14 protein-coding genes are annotated in these 21,965 nt (G+C 47.4%); 12 read left to right on the top strand and 2 right to left on the bottom strand.

Features of this window, described 5'->3' with window-relative positions; genetic code table 11:
* Positions 1-40: 40 nt before the first annotated feature.
* Positions 41-1,954: a beta-CASP ribonuclease aCPSF1 gene (locus tag FTO70_RS16570; RefSeq protein WP_255336882.1), complete on the top strand. Its 1,914-nt coding sequence runs from the start codon at positions 41-43 to the stop codon at positions 1,952-1,954.
* A gap of 325 nt (positions 1,955-2,279) precedes the next feature.
* Here FTO70_RS16570 and FTO70_RS16565 read toward each other — a convergent pair whose 3' ends face one another.
* Positions 2,280-2,942 (bottom strand): HAD family phosphatase, encoded by a 663-nt coding sequence (locus FTO70_RS16565; RefSeq protein WP_255336881.1) that lies wholly within the window; start codon positions 2,940-2,942, stop codon positions 2,280-2,282.
* Between the two features lie 1,074 nt (positions 2,943-4,016).
* On the opposite strand from FTO70_RS16565, the gene ftsZ reads away from it, so the two are divergent.
* The 4 genes from ftsZ to FTO70_RS16545 all read left to right on the top strand — a co-directional run bounded on the left by ftsZ (position 4,017) and on the right by FTO70_RS16545 (position 9,018).
* Positions 4,017-5,198, top strand: coding sequence for a cell division protein FtsZ (gene ftsZ / locus FTO70_RS16560; RefSeq protein WP_255336880.1), 1,182 nt, complete (start codon positions 4,017-4,019; stop codon positions 5,196-5,198).
* Positions 5,199-5,593: 395 nt separating this feature from the next.
* Positions 5,594-7,075, top strand: coding sequence for a dihydropteroate synthase-like protein (locus tag FTO70_RS16555; RefSeq protein ID WP_255336879.1), 1,482 nt, complete (start codon positions 5,594-5,596; stop codon positions 7,073-7,075).
* A gap of 72 nt (positions 7,076-7,147) precedes the next feature.
* On the top strand, positions 7,148-7,606 hold the full coding sequence (locus FTO70_RS16550) for a hypothetical protein (RefSeq protein WP_255336878.1): 459 nt from the start codon (positions 7,148-7,150) through the stop codon (positions 7,604-7,606).
* A gap of 1,115 nt (positions 7,607-8,721) precedes the next feature.
* The gene (locus FTO70_RS16545; protein ID WP_255336877.1) at positions 8,722-9,018 is read left to right on the top strand and encodes a hypothetical protein; all 297 of its coding nucleotides are present in this window, start codon (positions 8,722-8,724) and stop codon (positions 9,016-9,018) included.
* 36 nt (positions 9,019-9,054) lie between these two features.
* Here the strand turns inward: FTO70_RS16545 and FTO70_RS16540 are convergent, their stop codons facing one another.
* Positions 9,055-11,085 (bottom strand): sodium-translocating pyrophosphatase, encoded by a 2,031-nt coding sequence (locus tag FTO70_RS16540; RefSeq protein ID WP_255336889.1) that lies wholly within the window; start codon positions 11,083-11,085, stop codon positions 9,055-9,057.
* A 963-nt stretch (positions 11,086-12,048) separates the two neighbouring features.
* On the opposite strand from FTO70_RS16540, the gene FTO70_RS16535 reads away from it, so the two are divergent.
* From FTO70_RS16535 to proS, 7 genes are all read left to right on the top strand, one after another.
* Positions 12,049-14,064, top strand: a complete 2,016-nt coding sequence (locus FTO70_RS16535; protein ID WP_255336876.1) for a sodium-translocating pyrophosphatase — start codon at positions 12,049-12,051, stop codon at positions 14,062-14,064.
* A 1,004-nt stretch (positions 14,065-15,068) separates the two neighbouring features.
* Positions 15,069-16,199, top strand: a complete 1,131-nt coding sequence (locus tag FTO70_RS16530; protein WP_255336875.1) for an MFS transporter — start codon at positions 15,069-15,071, stop codon at positions 16,197-16,199.
* Between the two features lie 295 nt (positions 16,200-16,494).
* Positions 16,495-17,667 carry an MFS transporter gene (locus tag FTO70_RS16525; RefSeq protein WP_255336874.1) on the top strand — a complete coding sequence of 391 codons (1,173 nt, stop codon included), beginning with the start codon at positions 16,495-16,497 and terminating at the stop codon, positions 17,665-17,667.
* A 209-nt stretch (positions 17,668-17,876) separates the two neighbouring features.
* Positions 17,877-18,362 (top strand): RNA-binding protein, encoded by a 486-nt coding sequence (locus FTO70_RS16520; protein ID WP_255336873.1) that lies wholly within the window; start codon positions 17,877-17,879, stop codon positions 18,360-18,362.
* Between the two features lie 178 nt (positions 18,363-18,540).
* Positions 18,541-18,921 carry a cell division protein SepF gene (gene sepF, locus FTO70_RS16515; protein WP_255336872.1) on the top strand — a complete coding sequence of 127 codons (381 nt, stop codon included), beginning with the start codon at positions 18,541-18,543 and terminating at the stop codon, positions 18,919-18,921.
* Positions 18,918-19,562, top strand: a complete 645-nt coding sequence (locus FTO70_RS16510) for a ZPR1 zinc finger domain-containing protein (RefSeq protein ID WP_255336871.1) — start codon at positions 18,918-18,920, stop codon at positions 19,560-19,562. The genes sepF and FTO70_RS16510 overlap by 4 nt, the downstream gene beginning before the upstream one ends.
* A 582-nt stretch (positions 19,563-20,144) precedes the next feature.
* Positions 20,145-21,587, top strand: coding sequence for a proline--tRNA ligase (proS, locus tag FTO70_RS16505; RefSeq protein ID WP_255336870.1), 1,443 nt, complete (start codon positions 20,145-20,147; stop codon positions 21,585-21,587).
* Positions 21,588-21,965 lie beyond the last annotated feature (378 nt).

The following is a 21,965-nucleotide window of genomic DNA, read 5'->3' as shown; positions in this document are numbered from 1 at the left end:
CAGATATTTTTTGATTTTTTGACAAAAAGGAAGATTCCTGATGCCTATTGAAGACGTGCTATTAGACCTCAAAAAGAAAATTGAGAAAAACCTACCCGAAGGGGTTACAATCACCGACGTGGAATTTGAAGGGCCGCAGCTTGTGCTGTACACCGAAGAGCCCCGCAAGTTCGCTGACGATGGGAATATTATCCGTAACCTGGCAAAGGAACTCCGGACACGCATCGCCATGCGTCCGGACCCGAGGGTGCTTGCAACTCCTGAAGACTCTATTTCTATAATCGAAGAAGTTGTTCCGAAAGAATCCGTAATTTCAAGTTACTATTTTGATCCCGATTCCGGAGAAGTAATTATCGAAGCGGAAAAGCCGGGCCTGGTTATCGGAAAGCATGGGGCTACCCTCCGGGAGATCACAAAACAGATCGGCTGGATTCCAAAAGTTGCCCGGACCCCGCCCATAAAGTCCCGTACAGTGAAAAATATCAGGGAACTCATGAGGAACAACCTCAAGGAAAGAAAGGAAATCCTGAAAACCGTGGGGAGGAAAATCCACAGGGAGTGTACCTCAAAAGACCAGTGGGTCAGGGTAACTTCCCTTGGGGGGTGCAAAGAAGTCGGGCGGAGCTGCTTCCTGCTCTCTACCCCTGAATCCAGGATCCTGATTGACTGTGGGGTCAACGTAGGGTCCGACGAAAACATGACACCTTACCTCTATGTCCCCGAAGTTTTCCCCTTAAACCAGATCGATGCCGTGGTCGTAACCCACGCCCACCTGGACCACCAGGGCCTGGTCCCGCTGCTTTTCAAGTACGGGTATGACGGACCTGTCTACTGCACCCCTCCCACCAGGGACCTGATGGTGCTTCTCCAGCTGGACTACATCGACGTGGCAGCAAAAGAAGGAAAGAAGACTCCCTACGAGTCAGGCATGATCGTAAAGACCCTCAAGCACACTATTCCCCTGGACTATGAGGAAGTCACGGACATCGCCCCGGATATCAAGCTGACCTTCCACAACGCAGGCCACATCCTGGGCTCGGCAATTTCCCACTTCCACATAGGGGACGGGCTCCACAATGTGGTTTTCACCGGAGACTACAAGTACGAAAAGACCCGGCTCTTCGACCCGGCGGTCAACAGGTTCCCGAGAGTCGAAACAGTAATCTCGGAAGCCACATACGGCAACTCGAACGCCTTCCAGCCAGCCCTGAAGGATGCCGAGAGGCACCTGCAGAATGTTGTTAAGGAAACCGTGGAGCGCGGCGGGCTTGTCCTTATCCCGGCTTTTGCAGTGGGCCGGAGCCAGGAAGTCATGATCGTGCTCGAGGAGTCCATAAGGAAAGGAGTGATCCCTGAAGTCCCGGTCTATCTGGACGGGATGATATGGGAAGCGACGGCAATCCACGCCACTCACCCCGAATACCTTAATAACGACCTGAGGAAACTGATCTTCCAGAAGGGCCAGAACCCCTTCCTCGCCGAGTGTTTCAAGCCCGTGGACTCCCACGAGATGCGCCAGAAGATCATCCAGAACCCGCACCCCTGCGTCATCCTCTCCACTTCAGGGATGATGAACGGAGGCCCGGTCATGGACTACTTCAAGGCTTTTGCCGAGGACGCTAGAAACACCCTGGTCTTTGTCGGCTACCAGGCTGACGGAACCACCGGGCGCCGCATCCAGAAGGGATGGAAAGAAATCCCCATGACAGGAAGGAACGGCAGCACGGAAGTCCTCAAGATGAACATGGACGTACAGGTCGTGGACGGTTTCTCTGGCCACTCCGACCGGAAACAGCTCATGGAATACGTCAAGAGAATGCAGCCCCGCCCCGAAAGGGTGTTCACAGAACACGGGGACGAAAAAGCCTGTGTGGACCTTGCAAGCTCGATTTACAAGAAACTGAAGATCGAGACCCGGGCCCTCACAAACCTGGAAACCGTAAGACTGCTGTGACCTCCCCCGGAGGTCCACACCTTTCTTTTTTCCATTTTTTGTTTTCGAGATTTCTGTTTTCGAGATTTCTTTTTCCGAGTTTCTTTTTCCGAGTTTCGAGTTTCAAAATAATGTTTTTGAGTTTCTGCTTTAGCAAGGGTTCTAACAATATTATAGCTTCAACCGGATAGGTTCGGCCTTTATTTTTTTTATTTTCTGGCTGGAAAGCTGGCTGCAGTTGCGTACGGTGCAGGAAAAAAGGTTAATGAGGTGCCATTTCCGGATATTTCGGAATAATGTCAACCGATTCAGAAGGGACCACAAAAAAGTAAGTGACGGCTATTTATCAGGGCCGGACTTCGGTTGCAGATTCCAGGCCCAGGAGATGGGAAAGGAGTTTTTTGTGGTCACCGACAACAAGGTCAGCCCTGTCCAGCAGGGAACCATCTATGTACGTGGGGACCCCGATGCAATACAATTCCGCCCTTTTTGCGGCCTCTACCCCTAAAATGGCATTTTCTATAACTACGCACTCCTCCTTTCTGACCTGCAGGAGTTCGACGGCCTTCAGGAATGGGTCAGGGTGAGGTTTTGCATTGAGCACGTCATCGCCGGTGACCACGGCATCGAAAACGCCGGGAAAAAGCTGGCTCACGATCCCGTGGACAATCGAACGGTCCGAACCCGAGACCAGGGAGAGGAGGAAGCGGCCCTTCAGGACCTTCAGGCATTCTTCCATCCCCTCGAAGGCTTTAAGCTCGAATATCCTGTTGAATTCCCGCCGGTAGATTGCGGTTATTGCCTCAAAATCATAGGCTTCGGGGTCTTTTTCAGCTTTCCTGATGAGCAGGGGCAGGCCGGACCTGGGATTTGACCCCTCAATCGCATAGATGTCCTCGTCCTGGATTACCATGCCCATTTCAAGAAAAGCCCTTTTCCAGGCTGCAGCGTGGAAGGGCATGGAATCCACAAGGACCCCATCCATATCAAAAATTAACGCTTTTAACACGTTTCTGACTCCGGAGTGAAAGAATTGGGATTGAGTGAAAGAATTGGAATTGAGTGAAAGAATTGGAATTGAGTGAAAGAATTTGGATTTTTACTGTATTCAGGCCTGATTGAAAACAGACCGGGTTAAGAACTCAGGTAAGAATGGCTTTTCAGGTTTAAAGTTTTCCCGAAATCACAAAAAAAGCAAGAAAATATTCATATTCTGAATACCCCTTTCAAAATTCCCTGAGCATGAACAACAAAGAACAAACAAAAACAAAACAAACAAAAAAACAAAACATAATAACAAAAAACACATAAGAAAAAAAGCAAAGTACAATATAACAAAAAATGCAATAAAACAATAAAAGAAAATTAAAAGTTCCTTACTAAATAAATGGTTTATTTCATCAGAATAAATGAAAAGTGATTTTGCCCCGAAAATTGAACAGGAGACCCAAAATATTTGACCGGCACCGAAAAAGATTTTAAGGGAAGGTGTCCATTTAAAATAGAGATAATAATATTAACAATCTCATTAAAATTTAAAATTCCGGATTGAATATTCTACACTAACCGGACTTCTTAAATGAAATTGTTAATATAGTGAGAACACAGGCAGGGAATAATAATAGTACGTAAATGTCCAGCAAAAAAGCTGATAACATCGAGCAAAAAAATTTGCCCTGACCCGTATAATAAGGTTAACTTTCCTTATAAAAAAGGTATTCAGAAGAAAGTTTTCGACAAATGCATATAAACCTTACGGCAATTTTCCTGCTCTTTGTCCTCAAAAATAAGGAGACAGATTACCAGGAAAAGATAAGTATATAAATTTTATGAGTGACATATTTAAACTTGATATACAAATTAAGTATAGTCCTTAAATATGTCCAAAATATTTAAGTTCAGTAGAGTAGCAGGTTATTAAAGATAACGTATAAAAATCATTCTTGATGTTTAGACAGTTATCTCTCAAATTTCGCTCAAAATGTGGCAAATACGTGACCCCCTGTGTAAATAGGGTGGGGAGTCAAAGAAAAGGAAAAAAATTTTGACTAGATAGACAAAGTAATCCAGCCGAGGGGATGAATTGCAATCTATAGTACAGGAAGCTATGAAATTCAGCGAAAAGGAGAAGGAATTCCGAAAAAACGCGGCATCCGATGAAGATTTGGAAGAGTTCGGGCAGCCGAGAATCATGATCGTAGGGTGCGGGGGTGCCGGGAACAACACTGTAAACCGGCTCTATAACATCGGAATCGAAGGTGCGGAGACCGTCTGTATCAACACGGACAAGCAGCACCTGGACAACGTAAGGGCCGATAAAAAGATCCTTGTGGGAAAAACCCTCACAAGAGGCCTTGGAGCAGGCGGCTACCCCGAAACCGGGAAGAAAGCTGCAGAACTTGCAAGAGGCACCCTTGAAGAAGTGTTAAAAGACGTTGACCTCGTATTCGTTACCGCAGGGCTTGGTGGAGGTACCGGGACCGGCGTTGCCCCCGTGGTTGCAGAAGTTGCAAAGGAGCAGGGAGCAATCGTTGTGGGCATGGTCTCAAGCCCCTTCAGGGTTGAGAGGGCACGTATCTTCAAGGCCGAAGAAGGCTTAGAAGACCTGCGCCGGGCAGCAGACACAGTTATCGTCCTGGACAACAACAGGCTGCTTAACTACGTGCCGAACCTTCCCATTGACCAGGCCTTCTCTGTCATGGACCAGCTTATTGCCGAAACCGTAAAAGGCATTACAGAAACCATTACCGTGCCTTCCCTGATCAACCTTGACTACGCCGACATAAGGACCATTATGAGCTGCGGCGGCGTTGCCGTAATGCTCGTAGGGGAATCAAAGAGCCAGGACAAGAGCACTGAAGTGGTGCGGACTGCCCTTAACCACCCCCTGCTTGATGTCGACTACAAGGGCGCAACAGGAAGCCTTGTGCACGTCACCGGCGGGCCAGACCTGAGCCTCAAGGAAGCCGAGGAAATAGCCTCCATGCTCACATACGAGCTTTCCACCAGCGCAAACGTCATCTGGGGCGCAAGGATCAGGGACGACTATGAAGGAAAGGTCCGGGTAATGGCAATTATGACAGGCGTCCAGTCTGCCCAGATCCTGGGACCTCAGGTAGGGGCAGGGATCCTTGAGTCCAGAAGCGACTCGGAATCCTTTCAGGCGAAGAAGTTCGGGAAAATGACCCCCTCAAGCCGAAGGGGAGAAATGTCCGAACCCATAAGAAAAAGGCAGGACAACTCGATCATTGACTTCATAAACTAAAATAAGCTCAGATAAGCCCGGGACCCTGCAGGGCCGGGCCCCCTCAGGCTTTTCTCCGGAAAAACGCAGAAAAGCAGGACCTGATGTTAAAAGGAGGGGGTTTACTGCAGATGGAAAAACCCGGGTTCTTCTCTGAACAGATACATTTTTTCAGTGATTCTCAGGTTAGATCGTCTTTTTTTCAGTGACTTGTCGGCAGATCTCATTTTTATAGGTGTGTCTGATTAGATCCCTTTTTTGCCGGTAGTGTGATTAGATTACTTTTCATCTGTGATGGGATCGGATCTCATTTTTATCGTGTGTTCCGAGAATAGATTACCTTTTTTATGACTTCCCGTGAACACATAAGCCCCTGAACAGATACTCTTTTTTATCAGAGGTTCTATCTAAAAAACATGAATATTTTGATTGCAACCGGGCGGCTTGCAGAAAATACCGTAAGGAAAGCCGTTGGAGATAAAGCCGACGTGCTTATTGCGGACATTGACATTGCCGCCTTCATCACCCCCGGAAAGCTTATAGAGGCTTTTCATGCTGGAAATTTTCCAAAAAAAATCGACCTGGTCCTGCTGCCCGGGCTTGTAGGAGGGGATTTTTCAAAGGCCTCGGAAAAGCTGGGATGCAAAATCCGGCTGGGCCCGAAGCACGCATATGACCTGGGATTTGTGCTCCCTTTTGCGGGGGGTGTGGAGTTTTCCGAAACAGTCCCGGCCTGTGAACTCCTTGCCGACGTAAGGAAGGAGATGGCCTTCCGGCTTATCAGGGAAGCCGAAGCTGCTGCTCACCCACTCCTTACCCTCGGAGGGATAAAACTGGGAGGAGGGGCACGCATGAAAGTAATGGGAGAAATCGTGGGAGCTGCAGAGCTGGACCCTTCGGCCCTGGAAAAAAGAATCGAAGCTTTTATCGCCCGTGGGGCAGATATAATCGACCTTGGAGCTTCCCTTAACACCAAACCAGGGCAAGCGAGAAAGGCCGTCTCCCTGGCAAAAGCCCTGACAAGAACCCCCGTAAGCATAGACACCCTTAACCCGGAGCTAATCAGGGAAGGAATCGAAGCAGGAGCCGACCTGGTCTTAAGCCTGAACGGGACAAACATGGAAAGCGCAGGCCCCTTCGTGGCTGATTCGGAAGCTGCAGCCGTGGTGATCCCGGACGAAGGAGAAAGCCTGGAAAGCCTGGTCCGGAACATCGAAGCCGCCCGCTCCCTGGGAATTAAAAAAATTATTGCAGACCCGGTCCTGGACCCTGTGGGACACGGAATTACGGAATCAATAGTGCGTTACCGGGAATTCCACAGCCTGTACCCCGAAATCCCGGTCTTCTTCGGGGTGGGTAACGTAACAGAACTCATGGACGTGGACACAATAGGAGTCAATGCCGCCCTCTGCGGAATCGGAGCAGAGGTGGGAGCAAGCATCCTCTTTACTCCCGAGTTCAGCGACAAGGCCCAGGGTTCTATCCGGGAACTCAAAACGGCTTCCGAGATGATGCAGCTTTCCGGGATTCGGGAAAGTACCCCCAAGGACCTGGGGCTCGACCTCCTCTGCATCAAGGAAAAACGCAGGCGCCCTGATAGGCCTCTTCCGGAAAATGTGATTGAGGCAAAAGCCGGAAAAAACTGGCGGGTGGACCCGGCAGGCCCTATCAGGATATGGATTGCCCCCGACACTGTCCAGGGGACAGGGGGACTGATCGTTGCCGAACATGAAAAAGCTTCCGTGGCAGGAAAGAGTGCACGGGAGGTAATGGACACACTACTCGAACTTAAGCTGGTATCCCGCCTGGACCATGCGGCATACCTGGGAAGGGAACTTGAAAAAGCCGAACTGGCCCTGCGCTTTAACAGGAGCTACGCCCAGGACGATGTATTCTGAGCCCTGGCAGGACCATGCTCTCCCCACTGGATAATCCCGGTTTAAAGCCGGACAGAATGTGGAAGTGTGAAAATGAAAATCGAACCTGAAGACAAGCAGGCAATCTTCGAGATTGTAGCAGCCCGCTATTTCACAACGCAGAATTGGAAATGGCTGAACCTCAGAAAAGATGTCAATAAAATCCTCAAAGCCTACGACGAGCTGAACGAACAGTATGCATCCTATTCCTACGTGAGCAAGGACTGGTACGTGGAAAATATGGGGTCCAAGAACATCCATATGTGCAGTACCTGGGACGAACTGAAAAACCTGGTAGCCTTCCTTAACACTCATGCCAGCATCTTTAACTTCCTGGTCCACACAGGAAACAGAAAGTCTTTCTGCATCGTTAGCGACTCAAAAGACCTTAACGAAACCCAGGCAAATGCAATCAAAGAAGTCCAGAAGCTGGGGTACAACACCTTTGTTTTCCTGGCCACGGTCCCGGAAGAAATAGAGTTCCAGCTGCTCCAGGTAAGGGGTGTGAACTGAGCGCACACCCACCCATTCATGCGAAACAGGTTTTTTCCAAAACAGGTTTATTCCGAAACCGATTTTTTGCAGATTGCCCTGCCCACAAGAGAGGCTATCCCTATTTGATATGTTGCACCTCGAAGGGAATAACATACAGGCAATACAACCATACCTCTGACAATTCGACACAGCTCATTCTGGAGTGAAACGAAAATCAGAGGAAGTAAAAAAGGTATTGAGTTTTTCAATCAACTTCATCTGCCCCCATTTCTGAGCGGCCGCTCTCCCGATCACTCGTTTTTGTTCCATACAGAAGTACTGCAGGACATCCTCACTCAGGCAGTTTACAGATTACAAAATAAAAATTTTAGATTTGTCGAGCGAACTACCATCCCTAAAACCTTCGTCTAAAAGCCCGGGTTTTTGAGAAGAGACTCCTGCCTGTGGAATTAAAACCCTTATTAAGAAGTGGAAAATAGATTTAAAAAATGTATTTGAATAACACAAATAAGTTCCATAAGATAGAAGATGCAAAGCGAAAAGTTTTTAAGACATTATTATCAAATAGGAAAGTGTATTCCTATTTTGGAGTTTCGATACTTAAAAACCCATCGTGTGTAAACAACCATCGTGTGTGAATAAAAATCGTGTGTGAATAATTTATCAGATGTTATAAGGCATGAGGCTTGCCTATGGGACAGGACGGGACGAAAAGCTAATGCTATGATTTTTGTTCCTGATTTTTATCCCTGGTTATGTAAAGAGCTTGAGCTATAGAACGGAAGCGCCGGATTACGAAAAAGGGCTTGGGCTGTAGAACGGGAATCGCCTGGTTACGTAAAAGAGCTTGAGCTATGGAAAGGAAATCACCGGGTTACGTAAAAGAGCTTGAGCTATAGAACGGGATCGCTCAGTTACGTAAAAGAGCCTTAGCTATAACCGGGATTTTCGAACCCTCTGAAAACCGGATATTTTTGAAATCCGGACCACAAAAGAAAACAAAAGAGCAAAAAGGTACAGTGCCCAGGGCACAAAGGGCACAGTACCTGCCGAAGAACCTTGAGCAAACGAAATAGAATATCGAGAATGCCTGAAAATAGGAATGCAATAGAACAAGAGCAAAAAAGGTTACAGTGCCCAGGGCACAAAGGGCACGGCACCTGCCGGAGAACCTTGAGCAAACGAAATATCGGAAATATCTGAAAAACAGGAATGCAAGAAAATACAAAAAAGGTACAGTGCCCGGGGCACAAAGGACACAGTACCTGCCGAAGAACCTTGAGCAAACAAAATATCGGAAAATAAAGGAAATATCGGGAAAAAATATCGGAAAAAAGGAACATAAGTATAGGAAAACTCAAAAAAGAAGAACTCAAAAAAGAAGAACTCAAAAAAGAAGAACTCAAAGAGCATATCAGGCCACGAGTTAAAAAATAAAAAAAATAAAAAAAGGAAATTCGGGGAAATCACATAAACAGGGGTGCAAACACAACAGCCACAATGCTCATGAGCTTAATGAGGATGTTGATTGCCGGACCTGCTGTGTCCTTGAAAGGATCTCCAACGGTGTCGCCAGTGACACCTGCTTTGTGGGCATCGGAGCCTTTTCCACCGAAGTTTCCGAGTTCAATATACTTCTTTGCATTGTCCCACGCCCCACCGGCGTTAGACATTGTGATTGCAAGCATGAAACCTGAAACCACGGAACCTGCAAGGAGTCCGCCAAGTGCGCCGGGACCAAGTACCAGTCCAACTAAAAGAGGTGCAATAACGGCAAGAACACCGGGTGCAATCATCTCTTTCAGGGCAGAGTGGGTTGAGATTGCAATACACTTGCCATAATCAGGGTCTGCTTTGCCTTCCATTAAGCCTGCGATCTCTTTAAACTGTCTCCTCACTTCAACTACCACTTCACCTGCCGCATTTCCGACAGCAAGGATGGTCATTGAGGAGAAGAGGTACGGAAGCATTGCACCGATGGTAAGCCCGATGAATACATTGGGGTTCATAACATCGATTGCCTCGAGACCGACTGCAATACCGTATGAGGCAAAAAGAGCCAGTGCGGTGAGAGCTGCCGAGCCGATTGCAAAGCCTTTGCCGATAGCTGCCGTAGTGTTTCCTACCGCATCGAGAGTGTCGGTGATCTCACGAACCTCTTTTTTCTGGTGGGACATCTCGGCAATGCCTCCTGCATTGTCAGCCACAGGGCCGTATGCATCGACGGAGAGAGAAATCCCGAGGGTTGCAAGCATTCCCACGGCTGCAATAGCTATACCGTAAAGGCCGGCGAGCTGGAATGCAATGTAGATTGTAATGCTGATAATGATAACAGGCCAGATAGTCGATTCCATTCCTTTTGCAAAACCTGTGATGATGTTTGTAGCTGAGCCGGTTGAACAGGAATTTGCAATCCGGAGAGTCGGCTTTCTATCATATGATGTGTAGTACTCAGTGATCTGACCGATGAGGAAACCTGAGATAAGTCCTGCAACTGTTGCAAAGAAGACCTTTAACCCGTAGTCCCCAAGAAGCATGTCTGTAACGAAGTATGATGCAACGACTGCAAGAACGATTGCAGCAATCAACCCCGCATTAAATGCCATGTGGATTGCAGAAGACTCGGTCTTGTTTGTGCGTACAAAAAAAGTACCGACAATAGATGCGAGAATTCCGACAGCTGAAATAATCAGCGGAACCAGAATAACGTTCTCAACCGGGACGTTAGGGAAAGTAGTTGCTGCGGTTGATGCTGCAAGAAGCATTGTTGCAAGGATCGAACCTACATAGGATTCATAGAGGTCGGCACCCATTCCTGCAATATCTCCGACATTATCTCCGACGTTGTCGGCAATTACAGCCGGGTTTCTAGGGTCGTCTTCCGGGATTCCGGCTTCGACTTTTCCTACAAGGTCTGCACCGACATCAGCAGCTTTGGTAAAGATTCCGCCACCAACACGGGCAAAGAGAGCAATAGATGAAGCTCCGAGAGAAAAGCCTGCAACAATGTTCACAGTGGTGAGTAAATCCAGGTCTGTAAAAGTGTTTGCAAGGAATATGAAGGAAATTGACAGACCAAAGAGGCCGAGGCCTACTACACTCATTCCCATAACAGTACCGGATGCAAATGAAACTTTAAAAGCCGGACCAATACCCCTTGTGGCAGCATTTGCGGTCCTTCCATTCGCAATAGTAGCTGTGAGCATTCCTATATATCCAGCTGTTGCGGAAAGCACTGCACCAAGAACGAAACATGAAGCAGTGAGGAGCCCATTTGGCAGAATTAATGCAATTATAATTGCAAGTAAAACGACAAAAACAGCGATTGCACGGTACTGCCTGTTAAGGTAGACCATGGCCCCACCGTGGATTGCCGCAGTTATTTTTTTGATTAGATCATTACCTTCGCCTTCTTTTTGGACATTTTTATAGGATATACCTGCAAAAATCAGACCAATAAGGGCACATATTGGTGCAAGGTAGATTAACATATCCATAAGTTCAACCATCCTGCCGAAAAACTATATCAGAAATTTTTTTGGGTTATTTAATACTCCGAAGTACTTTTGTGAATAATAAATTTGGCCATATTATATATCGTGGCACCGAATATTTTACCGTGAGCACAGACGTAGTTACAATTATGTTATATAAACCTACTTGACATTAGTATTTAATTAATTTTATAATTTGCGGGATTTTCAATCTACAGGACACATTTTGTCATTCAATTGGATTTCTACCGACTTTCTATTGTATTTTTACTTACTTCTGTTGTATTTCTACTGAATTTCTGTTGTATTTCTACTGACTTTCTAATGTATTATCTATTGCCTTTCTATTAACTTTCTATTTTGTTGCTTGTTTGTCCTTGAGAAAGTTCTTACGGATGCATACAGGACGAAGAACCCCGATTCCCCCAAAACGGAAGAATGCGGTAACTTGTTACCTAGCTAATTGTATATATAAATATCTAGATTTGGCAAAAGTCACAGGCAAAATTACAGAGCAATCAGGCATTTTTTTCGGGAAGCGGGGCGCTCAATAGAAGAGAGTTAAAACAAAAAATATCGGGAAAAATATTGAGGAAATATCGGTAATAATGCACTCGAGCTACCCTATCCGGAGAAAAAAAGGAGTGTGTTCACAACCAGTAAAGTGAAAAAAATCACCGTTTTAAAAGAAACCGTATTAACCTCCTATTCGGCAAATTGATACAAAAGTTTATATAAAAAATAATTATTTACGCGTTCGTCAAAAGTGAGGCTTTGACATAAAGAATAATCCTAAAATGACATACGCAATTATTATTATATTAGATAAATATATGTGTGAAAATAATAATTTTATAAATACAGGAGAAAATGAGAGGAAAATTAAAGCTAAAGGATAGGAATTTTGAAGGGATGTAAAAAATATGCAAAAGTAAATAATTACTAAAAACAAAGGATAAGAATTTTATGGAAGCTTTAATATTTATTGCTCCTTTAGCAGGCTTTATAAGCCTGGCCTTTGCTGCTTTTTTCGCAAAAAGCGTCCTGAAGGAAGATGCCGGCAACAAAAGAATGCAGGAGATAGCCGGAGCAATTCAGGAAGGGGCCATGGCTTACCTAAACCGTCAGTACAAAACGATCGCAGTGGTTTCGATCGTTATCGCGTTCCTTATTTTCTTTTTGCTTGATGATGGCCTGAAAATAGCAGTCGGGTTCCTTGCAGGTGCCATAAGCTCGGCTGCTGCCGGCTATATTGGAATGAGCGTTTCAGTCCGGGCAAACGTCCGAACGGCTCATGCCGCCTCAAGCGGACTTGAAAAGGCAATGTCTGTTGCGTTCCGCGGGGGGGCTGTGACAGGACTTGCAGTAGTCGGACTTGCACTTCTCGGAACAAGCGGCTTTTATATTCTCTACGGGGACGTGGACCTGGTAGTGGGTTTCGGTTTCGGAGCCAGCCTTATCAGCCTCTTCGCAAGAGTCGGCGGAGGAATCTTCACAAAAGCTGCGGACGTGGGTGCCGACCTCGTAGGCAAGATTGAAGCGGGAATACCCGAAGATGACCCGAGGAATGCGGGAGTTATTGCCGACAACGTGGGAGACAACGTGGGAGACTGCGCAGGAATGGGAGCAGACCTCTTCGAAACCTACGTGGTTACCTCCCTGGCGGCCATGCTGCTGGGCTCCCTTATTGCCAGCACATACGAAAATGCCATCCTCTACCCGCTGATGCTCGGCTCAGTCGCAATCTTTGCATCCATCATATCCGTCTTCTTTGTGAAGATAGGAAAAGATGGGAATATCATGCGGGCCCTCTACAAGGGTGTAGGCGGCTCTGCCCTTCTCAGCCTGGTTGCCTTCTATTTCGTAACCGACTCCCTGATGGGGGATATAAGGCTTTACTATGCATCCATCGTAGGCATCGTCATTATGATGTTTATGGTGGTTATCACGGAATATTACACTTCCACAAAATACAGGCCCGTGAAAACCATCGCAGCCGCCTCAGAGACAGGGGCTGCGACCAACATGATCTCCGGGCTGTCCATAGGCTTTGAAAGCACCCTCCTGCCTACCGTAGTAATCGTGGTAGGAATCCTTGCCTCGTACTTCATCGTGGGAGGTGCAGCAGACCCGGGCATAGGGCTTTACGGGATTGCCATTGCAGCCGTTGCAATGCTCTCAACCACAGGCATGATTGTTGCCCTGGACTCCTACGGCCCCATCACGGACAATGCCGGAGGGATCGCACAGATGGCAAAGCTTCCTGCCCAGGTCAGGAAGGTTACGGACGACCTGGATGCCGTAGGCAACACCACAAAAGCAGTTACCAAGGGATACGCCATAGGTTCGGCTGCATTGGGTTCACTTGCACTTTTTGCAGACTACCGCAGCAAGGTAAACCTCGATGGGCAGTTCCTGAACCTTGACGACCCTGTCGTGCTTGTCGGGCTTTTACTTGGAGCCCTGCTGCCCTTCGTTTTCAGCGCGGTGACGATGAGCGCGGTAGGAAAAGCTGCTTTTGAAGTTGTGAAAGAGGTCAGGAGGCAGTTCAGGGAAATTCCCGGGATCATGGAAGGAACGGCAAAACCCGAATACGGACACTGTGTCGATATCGTGACGAGGGCAGCGCTCCATGAGATGGCAATGCCCGGTTTCCTGTCAGTGATCATACCCCTGGTTGTGGGAGTGGTCCTCGGCCCGAAAGCCCTTGCCGGACTCCTGATAGGCATAATTGCCGTAGGTTTCATGTTAGCCCTTATGATGGACAACGGCGGAGGGGCCTGGGACAACGCTAAAAAGCTCATTGAAGACGGGGCTCACGGCGGAAAAGGCTCGGAAGCTCACAAAGCTGCAGTAGTCGGGGACACCGTAGGCGACCCCTTCAAAGACACTGCTGGGCCTGCACTCAACGCCCTGATCAAAGTAGTAAACATGGCGGCAATCCTCTTCTCCTCCCTGATAATAGGCAAAGGGCTCTTCTGAGCCGAAGCTTTCGGAGGGAAGAGTTGACGCTGAACCCTGTAACCCGGGGTTCAGCCATCCCCCTTAACTCTCTTTTTTACCCTGGCTCCCGAAAAAACCTTTTTGTGCACAGGTGCCAGAATTACGCAGAGCCTTATTTTTCAACATATGGACCTGCATTTGACACCCCATACCCCGGTCCACATATATTAAAATCAATCCAGCAGTTCATTTAGAATAATATATTCTGGAAGAGACTACATAATTAAACCCTTATAGCCATTTAAGAGAATATCTTTTCACATATATTCAAGGAAGCAGTCCAAATTTTGACAGGGAATTAAAACCGAAAGAGAAATGAAATTATTAGAATGTTTTTTGCAGCAGGCTACCCGAAAAAAGACGTGAAAAAGAATCTGGGAAAAAGTATGGGAAAGTCATCTGATGTCTCCGGGCCTTAAAAACAGGATAGAATAGTTGGAACAGTATAGGTTAACGAAGACAAGAGCGGGAAAATCAGATACAAGCAAACAAAAACGGACAAAAACCAGGAAGGAAAGAAGCACCTGGAATCCGGCCCCAGAATTCCAAAAATAAAGATAATTAGTGTGAGCGGGTTGGGGAGTGGGGGGTCATATGGGGAGTGGGGGGTATGGTATGTGAAAAAAGTTTCCCGCTCACAACATATCCTATGCAAATTAATTATATAAATAGCTATGCATTTTCTTCGGTCTATTATAATATTAAAAATATCATGGGCGATACAGTCAAATAAAATAATAGATTTGAATTGTAGATATTTTACATATCCAGATTTACATAGAATATGCCCATTTTGTCATATGTGATTAATAACTCCCCCTACCAAAATATAAATTAAGCTTTGAAAGGTATTCAAAACAGGGGTCAATTGAGAAAGAAATACCTGAAGAGAAGAAACTGCAGACAAAAGAACACTAAAAAGACAGGAATTTTTCAAAGAGTATTATGAAAAATTATTTGCTCGATCAGCCGGTGTAAGTTCCATGAACCCTGACAGGCTTTTGATTTATTCGGCAGTTTTCGCAATTATGGGGCTTTCCAACTCCGTTATCCCGATCCTCCCGGAACTTGCAGCCCAGGACAACGGAGCCTTCGGAGCCCTTGCTTCAAGCCTGCTCTTTTCCGGCTATTTTCTCGGAGCCCTTGTCACAATGCTGCCCTTCGGGATCCTGGCAGACCGGTTCGGGAACCTCAGGTTCATAGGGCTCGGGATTCTCCTTACAGCAGGCTCAGGGCTGGCCCTCCTGCTCTCCGGAAACCTCCTGGTCCTCCTGGCTTCGAGGTTTGTGGAAGGAGCTGCATGCGGGGCCTTTTTCCCGGCTGCATTTGCCACACTTTCGAAGTTCCGGGACCCAGGAAGACGCATGGGGGAATTTACCTTCCTTTTCAACGCAGGGCTTGCAGCAGGTGCACTCTTCTCCGGGCTCCTGGCAGGAACCAACCTGAAAGGAGCAATCTTCATTTTCACGGTTATGACATTTCTATTGATTTTTCCCCTCCTGTCCAGGCATAGGGAGTTGGTCGGCTCTGGCAGCCAGGGAAAGACAGTAAAAGGAAATGAGCCGGATTCACTTGCAGAAATCTTCAGGCATGCATCCGGGGGAGTTGAAAGGCTCCTGCGGGGCCGTAATTCAAGGGTCTGGATCCTCTCTACCCTCCTGAACGGGGCAGTAGGGGTCATGATAGCTTACTACCCCGACTACAGCGCAGGCCTCCTCACAAAAGCCCAGCTCGGAAGCTCTATTGCAAGCCTCTACGTCTGCGCCATGATCACGTCTCTCGGAGTTGGACGCTTCGCAATAGGGGAGTGGAGCATGATCAGGATCGGAATTGCATTTTCCGCCCTTGGGACCCTCCTGGCCATCGACTACCCCCTACTCGGCTTTTCCAGCCTGGGAGGAGGCTCAGGAATAGCGATTGTCGGCTTTGCCCTTGCCGTTGCCAGGATGGACGCAGACCGCGGCCTTGCAATGGGGCTCTTTAACACCTCCATATATGCAGGGCTTTCCCTGACACCAATCGTAGCAGGACTTTTCACCGGCCTACTGAGCTTTGAAGAGATCTTCCTTGCAAACGGCCTTATCCTGGCAGGAACTCTTTTCATAAGGAATTGATTTTTCTTAAGAGACTGAGTTTTCATAAGCAACTGAATTTTCGAAGAAAACCGGAATATCAACAAAACGGCGTAAGCTTTTTATTTTCCGGGATTTCTGGAGTTTCCAGAAAATTATTCCAAAAGCAGAACAACATTTCCAAAACCGGACAAATTCCAGAATAGGACAAATTCCAGAATAGGATAAATTCCAAAAGCAGGACAGCATTTCTAAAAACAGGACAAAATTCCCGAAACCGGACAGCAAACCGAGAAGTCAGATAGGCGACCAGGAAAAAAATAAAAATGAAAAAACCATGAACTCCAGAAAACTCATACTCTATTCTTCAGTCTTTGCGATCCAGGGGCTCTGCAATGCGGCGATTCCCATCCTTCCGGAACTTGCGGGAAGCGGGACAGGGAACTCGGCCGTGGCTTCAAACCTGCTCTATTCAGGGTATTTCCTTGGAGCATTTCTCACCCTGCTCCCCTTCGGAGTCCTGGCAGACAGGATAGGAAACCTGAAAGTTGTGGGCCTGGGAGTCCTGTTGACAGCCCTTTCCGGCATCACTATTTATTTTTCCGATAGCATCTGGGTCCTTGGAGCCTCCAGGTTTGTGGAAGGTATGGGCTGCGGGGCTTTTTTCCCTGCTGCCTTTTCCATGCTTGCGGAATGGAAAGACAGCCAGCGGAGCCTCGGGGAGTTTAATTTCCTGTTAAATGCAGGGCTTGCTGCAGGTGTATTTTCTGCGGGGATGCTCGCCGAGTTCGGGATCAAGACCGCAATAGGAATTTTCACGCTGCTTGCGGGGTTTTCTTCTGCCTTCCTTTTACTGGAAGCCAGGGAACTGCTCATCTCCTTTCCGGCAGGAGGAAGAAAAAGATCCGCAACAGGAAAAGTCCGGGCAGAATTAGGTGAGCCGAAAAAGCCTCTGGAAAAGCCTCTTCGTTCCGAACTGGGCAGGCAGCTGGAAAAAACCAGGGAAATCTTCTTTGAAAGCCGGTTTATAAAAATTTGGGGAACTTCGGTCCTCCTCTACGGGACAACAGGCCTGCTGACGGCCAGCTACCCGGAATACAGTTCGGACTTCCTGTCAAAGCCGGAGCTGGGGCTTGCAATCTCGGCTTCCTACCTGGCTGCAATGCTGAGTTCCCTTGCAGCAGGCAGGACAAATGCCGGGTATAAAAACGTAATAAGGATGGGAATAACCCTTGCAGTTGCAGGAATCCTGCTCTCTGTAAAAGCTCCATTGCTTGCGTTTTCCCTGATAGGGGCCGGAGGAGGGGCTGCAGTTGTAGGACTTGTTACAGCCGTTTCCAGAATCAGCTCCAGCGGGTTTACTATGGGGCTTTTCAATACCGGGATTTATGCAGGGCTGGGGATGGTCCCGATTTTAGGCAGCCTCTTCCTCGGGACATACGGGTACGAAGAAGTGTTCCTGGGAAGTGCCCTGGCACTCCTTACGATGCTTTTTGTAAAGATAGAATGAAAAAAAGCTTGAATGAAAAAGCCTGAAAATCCGGCTGAAGAGGAAAAATACAGCAGAGGAAGAAAAACCTGCCTGCCGGAAACAGGGTTTCACACAAGTTTTAAAAGGGTCAAAAACCGTATGCTATGAAAACGTATGCAATCAAAACGTATGCTATGAAAATGTATGCTATAAAATAAAGCAGGACTTTTTAAGAATCAGGTGATTGGTTGAAGATAAAATCCAGAAGTCAGTTGAGGAAAAATGAGAAGAACAAGATGGTAAAAGACCTTATATCCATCTTCGGGGACAGCGTGTCCGGACTTGCGGACAGAGTCTTCGAAAAGATCAATACGGATGAATTTTCCCTCATCCTTGCAGGAGGCAAACCCCTGTTTTTTGAAATTGAGGGCCAGCTTTTCCCCACTGTACGCGGAGCCCTGGAACTGGGGCTGCAGCAGCGCCTTGTAGTCGTGGACAAAGGTGCAGTGCGTTTTGTCTCAAACGGGGCTGACATCATGAGCCCGGGAGTCGTTGACGCTGACCCTGAAATAAAGGAAGGGGATTTTGTGATCATCGTGGAAGAGACCCATAGAAAAGCCCTTGCAATCGGAAAAGCCCTTATGGACGGGCCGCAGATGGTAGAAGCCGATTCAGGGAAGGCTGTAAAGTCAATCACCTACGTGGGAGACAAAATCTGGAGCCTGGAAATCTAAAATGTTTCCGGAAAAACACCGGGCACTCCCAAAAAGAGTATCCCGGCAAAGGAAACTGAAAAAAAACCTTCTGCCAAACAGGAAATTGGGGCTGCTTTTTAATAGCAAAATTAATTAATATAGATCTCAATATAGACAGTACTATCCAAATTTAAAAAAATACAAAAGGCGTGCATAAATGGCAAAACTCATAGACAAAATCCTTGGCAGCAGTGTAAAAAGCACGACCAGTGCTGATGATTACACGGAAATAGACCTCAGCAAGTATGAAGAAGTTATGGAGGACGAACCTGCAGAGACCTATATAAAAATTGCAGAAGTAACAAACATCAGCCAGGTAGCTGTTCTTAAACAGGAGATTTACAACGGGAACATCCTGGTAATTGACATCGCAAACATCAAAGGCGATGACCTGATGAGGGATAGGGTTTTAAAAGAGCTGAAAGATGTAATTGTTGACGTCCACGGGGACATCGCAGGCGTTAAAGGAAACACTGTAATCGTTACCCCGACTGGCGTAAAAATAGACAGATCCAAAATCATTGGTGGAAGATATTGAATCAGGATTTTTTTAAGCAGGAAAGTTTTGAAACACGGGCCTCCTGCCCGCTCTGTCACAAAGAACTGGTGATGCACTGGCAGAGGGATAACATCCCCTATTTCGGAGAGGTCATGTACATCAGTGCAAAGTGCGAGTGCAGTTTCCGCTTTGCCGATACGATGATCCTTGCCAGCAAGGAGCCCATGCGCTACGAAATGCCAGTCGAAAGCCTGGAAGACCTGGATGCCAGGGTTATCCGTTCAACCTCAGGGACAATCCGCATCCCCGAGATGGGTATTACCGTCGAGCCAGGCACGGTTTCGGATTCTTACGTTACGAACATAGAAGGCGTGCTCCAGAGGGTCCAGAACGTCCTTATAACCGCAAGCAAGTGGGTACAGGAAGAAGAAGAGAAATTTGCCCGAAGCCAGGAGCTTCTTGGCATGCTCGACGAAGTGCTCGAAGGCAAGAGAAAGATCACGGTCATCATCGAAGACCCCCTTGGAAACAGCGCGATCATTTCAAAGAAAGCCATAGCTACGAAGCTTTCAAAAGAGGAAACCGAAAACCTGACCACCGGAATGATCGTTTTCGATGTTGACAAATCCGAACTTGAACTGGACATTTCAGATGAGGTCCAGCCCCTCGGAGGAAACTAATTCTTTTTTTCCGACATTTTAAACATGCAGGCGGGAATTCAGGAAAACTAGCCACATATAATCAGGTTTACATTATCAATTTTACAGTAATCAACCTTGCATATATCAGCTTACAGTAACCAGTTTTCACCTCCCTATTTATCACATAAAACAAGAGGTAAAAGCGGTAACTGGCCTGTAAAGTATAAAGTATCCTGAGAAAAGTGCCATGAAAAAAGGGACCTGAGAAAAGTGCCATGAAAAAAGGGACCTGAGAAAAGTATCCTGGAAAAAGTATCCTGGAAAAAGTATCCTGGAAAAAGTGTCCTGGAAAAAGTGTCCTGGAAAAAGTGTCCTGGAAAAAGTGTCCTGAAAAAAGGAACCCGAAAACAAAAAGACCTCCGCTGAAGCACGTTACACCCCGGAAAAACCTCCTTTTCAGGCCCCTCAAAGAGCCGGCAAGCCCGAAATTCAGTAAATGCATATGCACCCCGAAAAGAAGGAACTGACCGGATGACATAAGTATTCCGGACATGCTTATAGCTCCTTCATAAATTACCCTATCATAAGAATTAATTCATATCACGATAATACGGTGAAGGTATGGCAGAAAGCGAAAAAGAAGCAGCACTCCCTCCAAAAGAGGAATTTAGCGATTGGTACAACGAACTCCTGTGGATGGCCGAGATTATGGACGTCCGCTACCCGGTAAAGGGGCTCTATGTATGGTACCCCTTCGGTTTTGCCATTCGGAGGAGCACCTATAGCATCATCCGGGAACTCCTTGACAACAGCGGACACCAGGAAACCCTCTTCCCCCTGCTCATCCCCGAAAATGAGTTCATGAAAGAAGCCGAGCACATAAAAGGCTTCGAGGACGAAGTATACTGGGTGACCCACGGTGGAAAAGACCCGCTGGACGTCCCCCTGGCCCTCCGCCCTACCAGTGAGACTGCCATTTACCCCATGTACAAGATATGGGTCAGGTCCCATGCAGACTTCCCCCTCAAACTCTACCAGGTAGTAAACACCTTCCGCTACGAGACAAAGCACACCCGCCCCCTTATCCGGCTGAGGGAGATCACTTCCTTTAAGGAAGCCCACACCGTGCATGCCACCTGGGAAGATGCCGAAGCCCAGGTAAAGGAAGCAGTGGAACTCTACACCGAGATTTACCGCAGGCTTGCAGTCCCCATACTCCGCTCCAGGAGGCCGGACTGGGACAAGTTCCCCGGAGCGGACTACACCGATGCCATCGACGCCATGATGCCGGACGGAAAGACCCTTCAGGTAGGGACCTGCCACCATCTGGGTGACAATTTTGCAAAGACCTTCGACATCACCTATGAGGACACTGACGGAGAACAGCGCTATGCACACCAGACCTGCTACGGGATTTCCGAGAGGTGCATTGCAGCTACACTCTCAATCCACGGGGACGACAAAGGCCTGGTCCTGCCCCCGGAAATCGCCCCTGTGCAGGTAGTCATTATCCCGATCATCTTCAAGAAGGGAGCAGAAGAAGTGCTTGCAGCCTGCAAAGATGTCCAGGCAAGGCTGAGAAAAGCCGGAGTCAGGGTTGAAATAGATGCAAGCGACCTGCGCCCCGGAGCAAAGTACTACAGGTGGGAGATGAAAGGCGTACCCCTCCGCCTTGAAATCGGCCCCCGCGACCTGGAAAACAATGTGGCAGTTGCAGTCAGGAGAGACAGCGGAGAAAAAGAGCAGATCCCCCTCCCGGAAATTGAGGCAGGAGTACTCTCCAGGTTCGAGGCAATCCACGAAAGCCTTTACGAAAAAGCAAAAGCTGGGCTTGAGAGCCGCATCTTTGCCTGCAGCGACCTGGAAGAAGTAAAGGAAAAGATCCAGAAGGGTGTTGCCACGATCCCCTGGTGCGGCAAGAGGGACTGCGGGCTTGCCATGGAAGATAAGATAGGAGCCGGAATCCTCGGAATCCCCCTTGAGCAGGAAGGGAACAGCAAAGAAAAATGCCCGATCTGCGGAGAAGAAACGGGAACCAGGGTCTACGTGGCAAGGACATACTAAAAAAACCATTTTCCCGGTCCCCGAAGCAACCAGATCCGGAAAAACACCGGAAAGCTTGAATAAAGGGACATCCGGAAGACATTAAAAATCTGAGTTGGGAATTTCCCTGAGGGGACATCCCAATTCAAATTACTCCTTTTAAATACTCCTTTTAAATACTCCTTTTAAATACTCCTATTAAAATCCGGCCAATGGCTTAAAAACTCAAACATTTTAGGAGCATTAAGGGCTAATCCCAGCTTTTTCAAAGACGGGATACAGCCCGTCAACTCCAACAACGCAACTTTATTAACATATGTATAGTAACCATCTACATAAAATAATATGCCAGAGAAAGATTATTGGATAGTATATTGATACCTAAAAGGTGAACTGATT

Source organism: Methanosarcina sp. KYL-1, assembly GCF_024372725.1.
Classification (GTDB): domain Archaea; phylum Halobacteriota; class Methanosarcinia; order Methanosarcinales; family Methanosarcinaceae; genus Methanosarcina.
The sequence above is the reverse complement of the archived record's forward strand: the minus strand, read 5'-3'. Positions and strand labels throughout refer to the sequence as shown.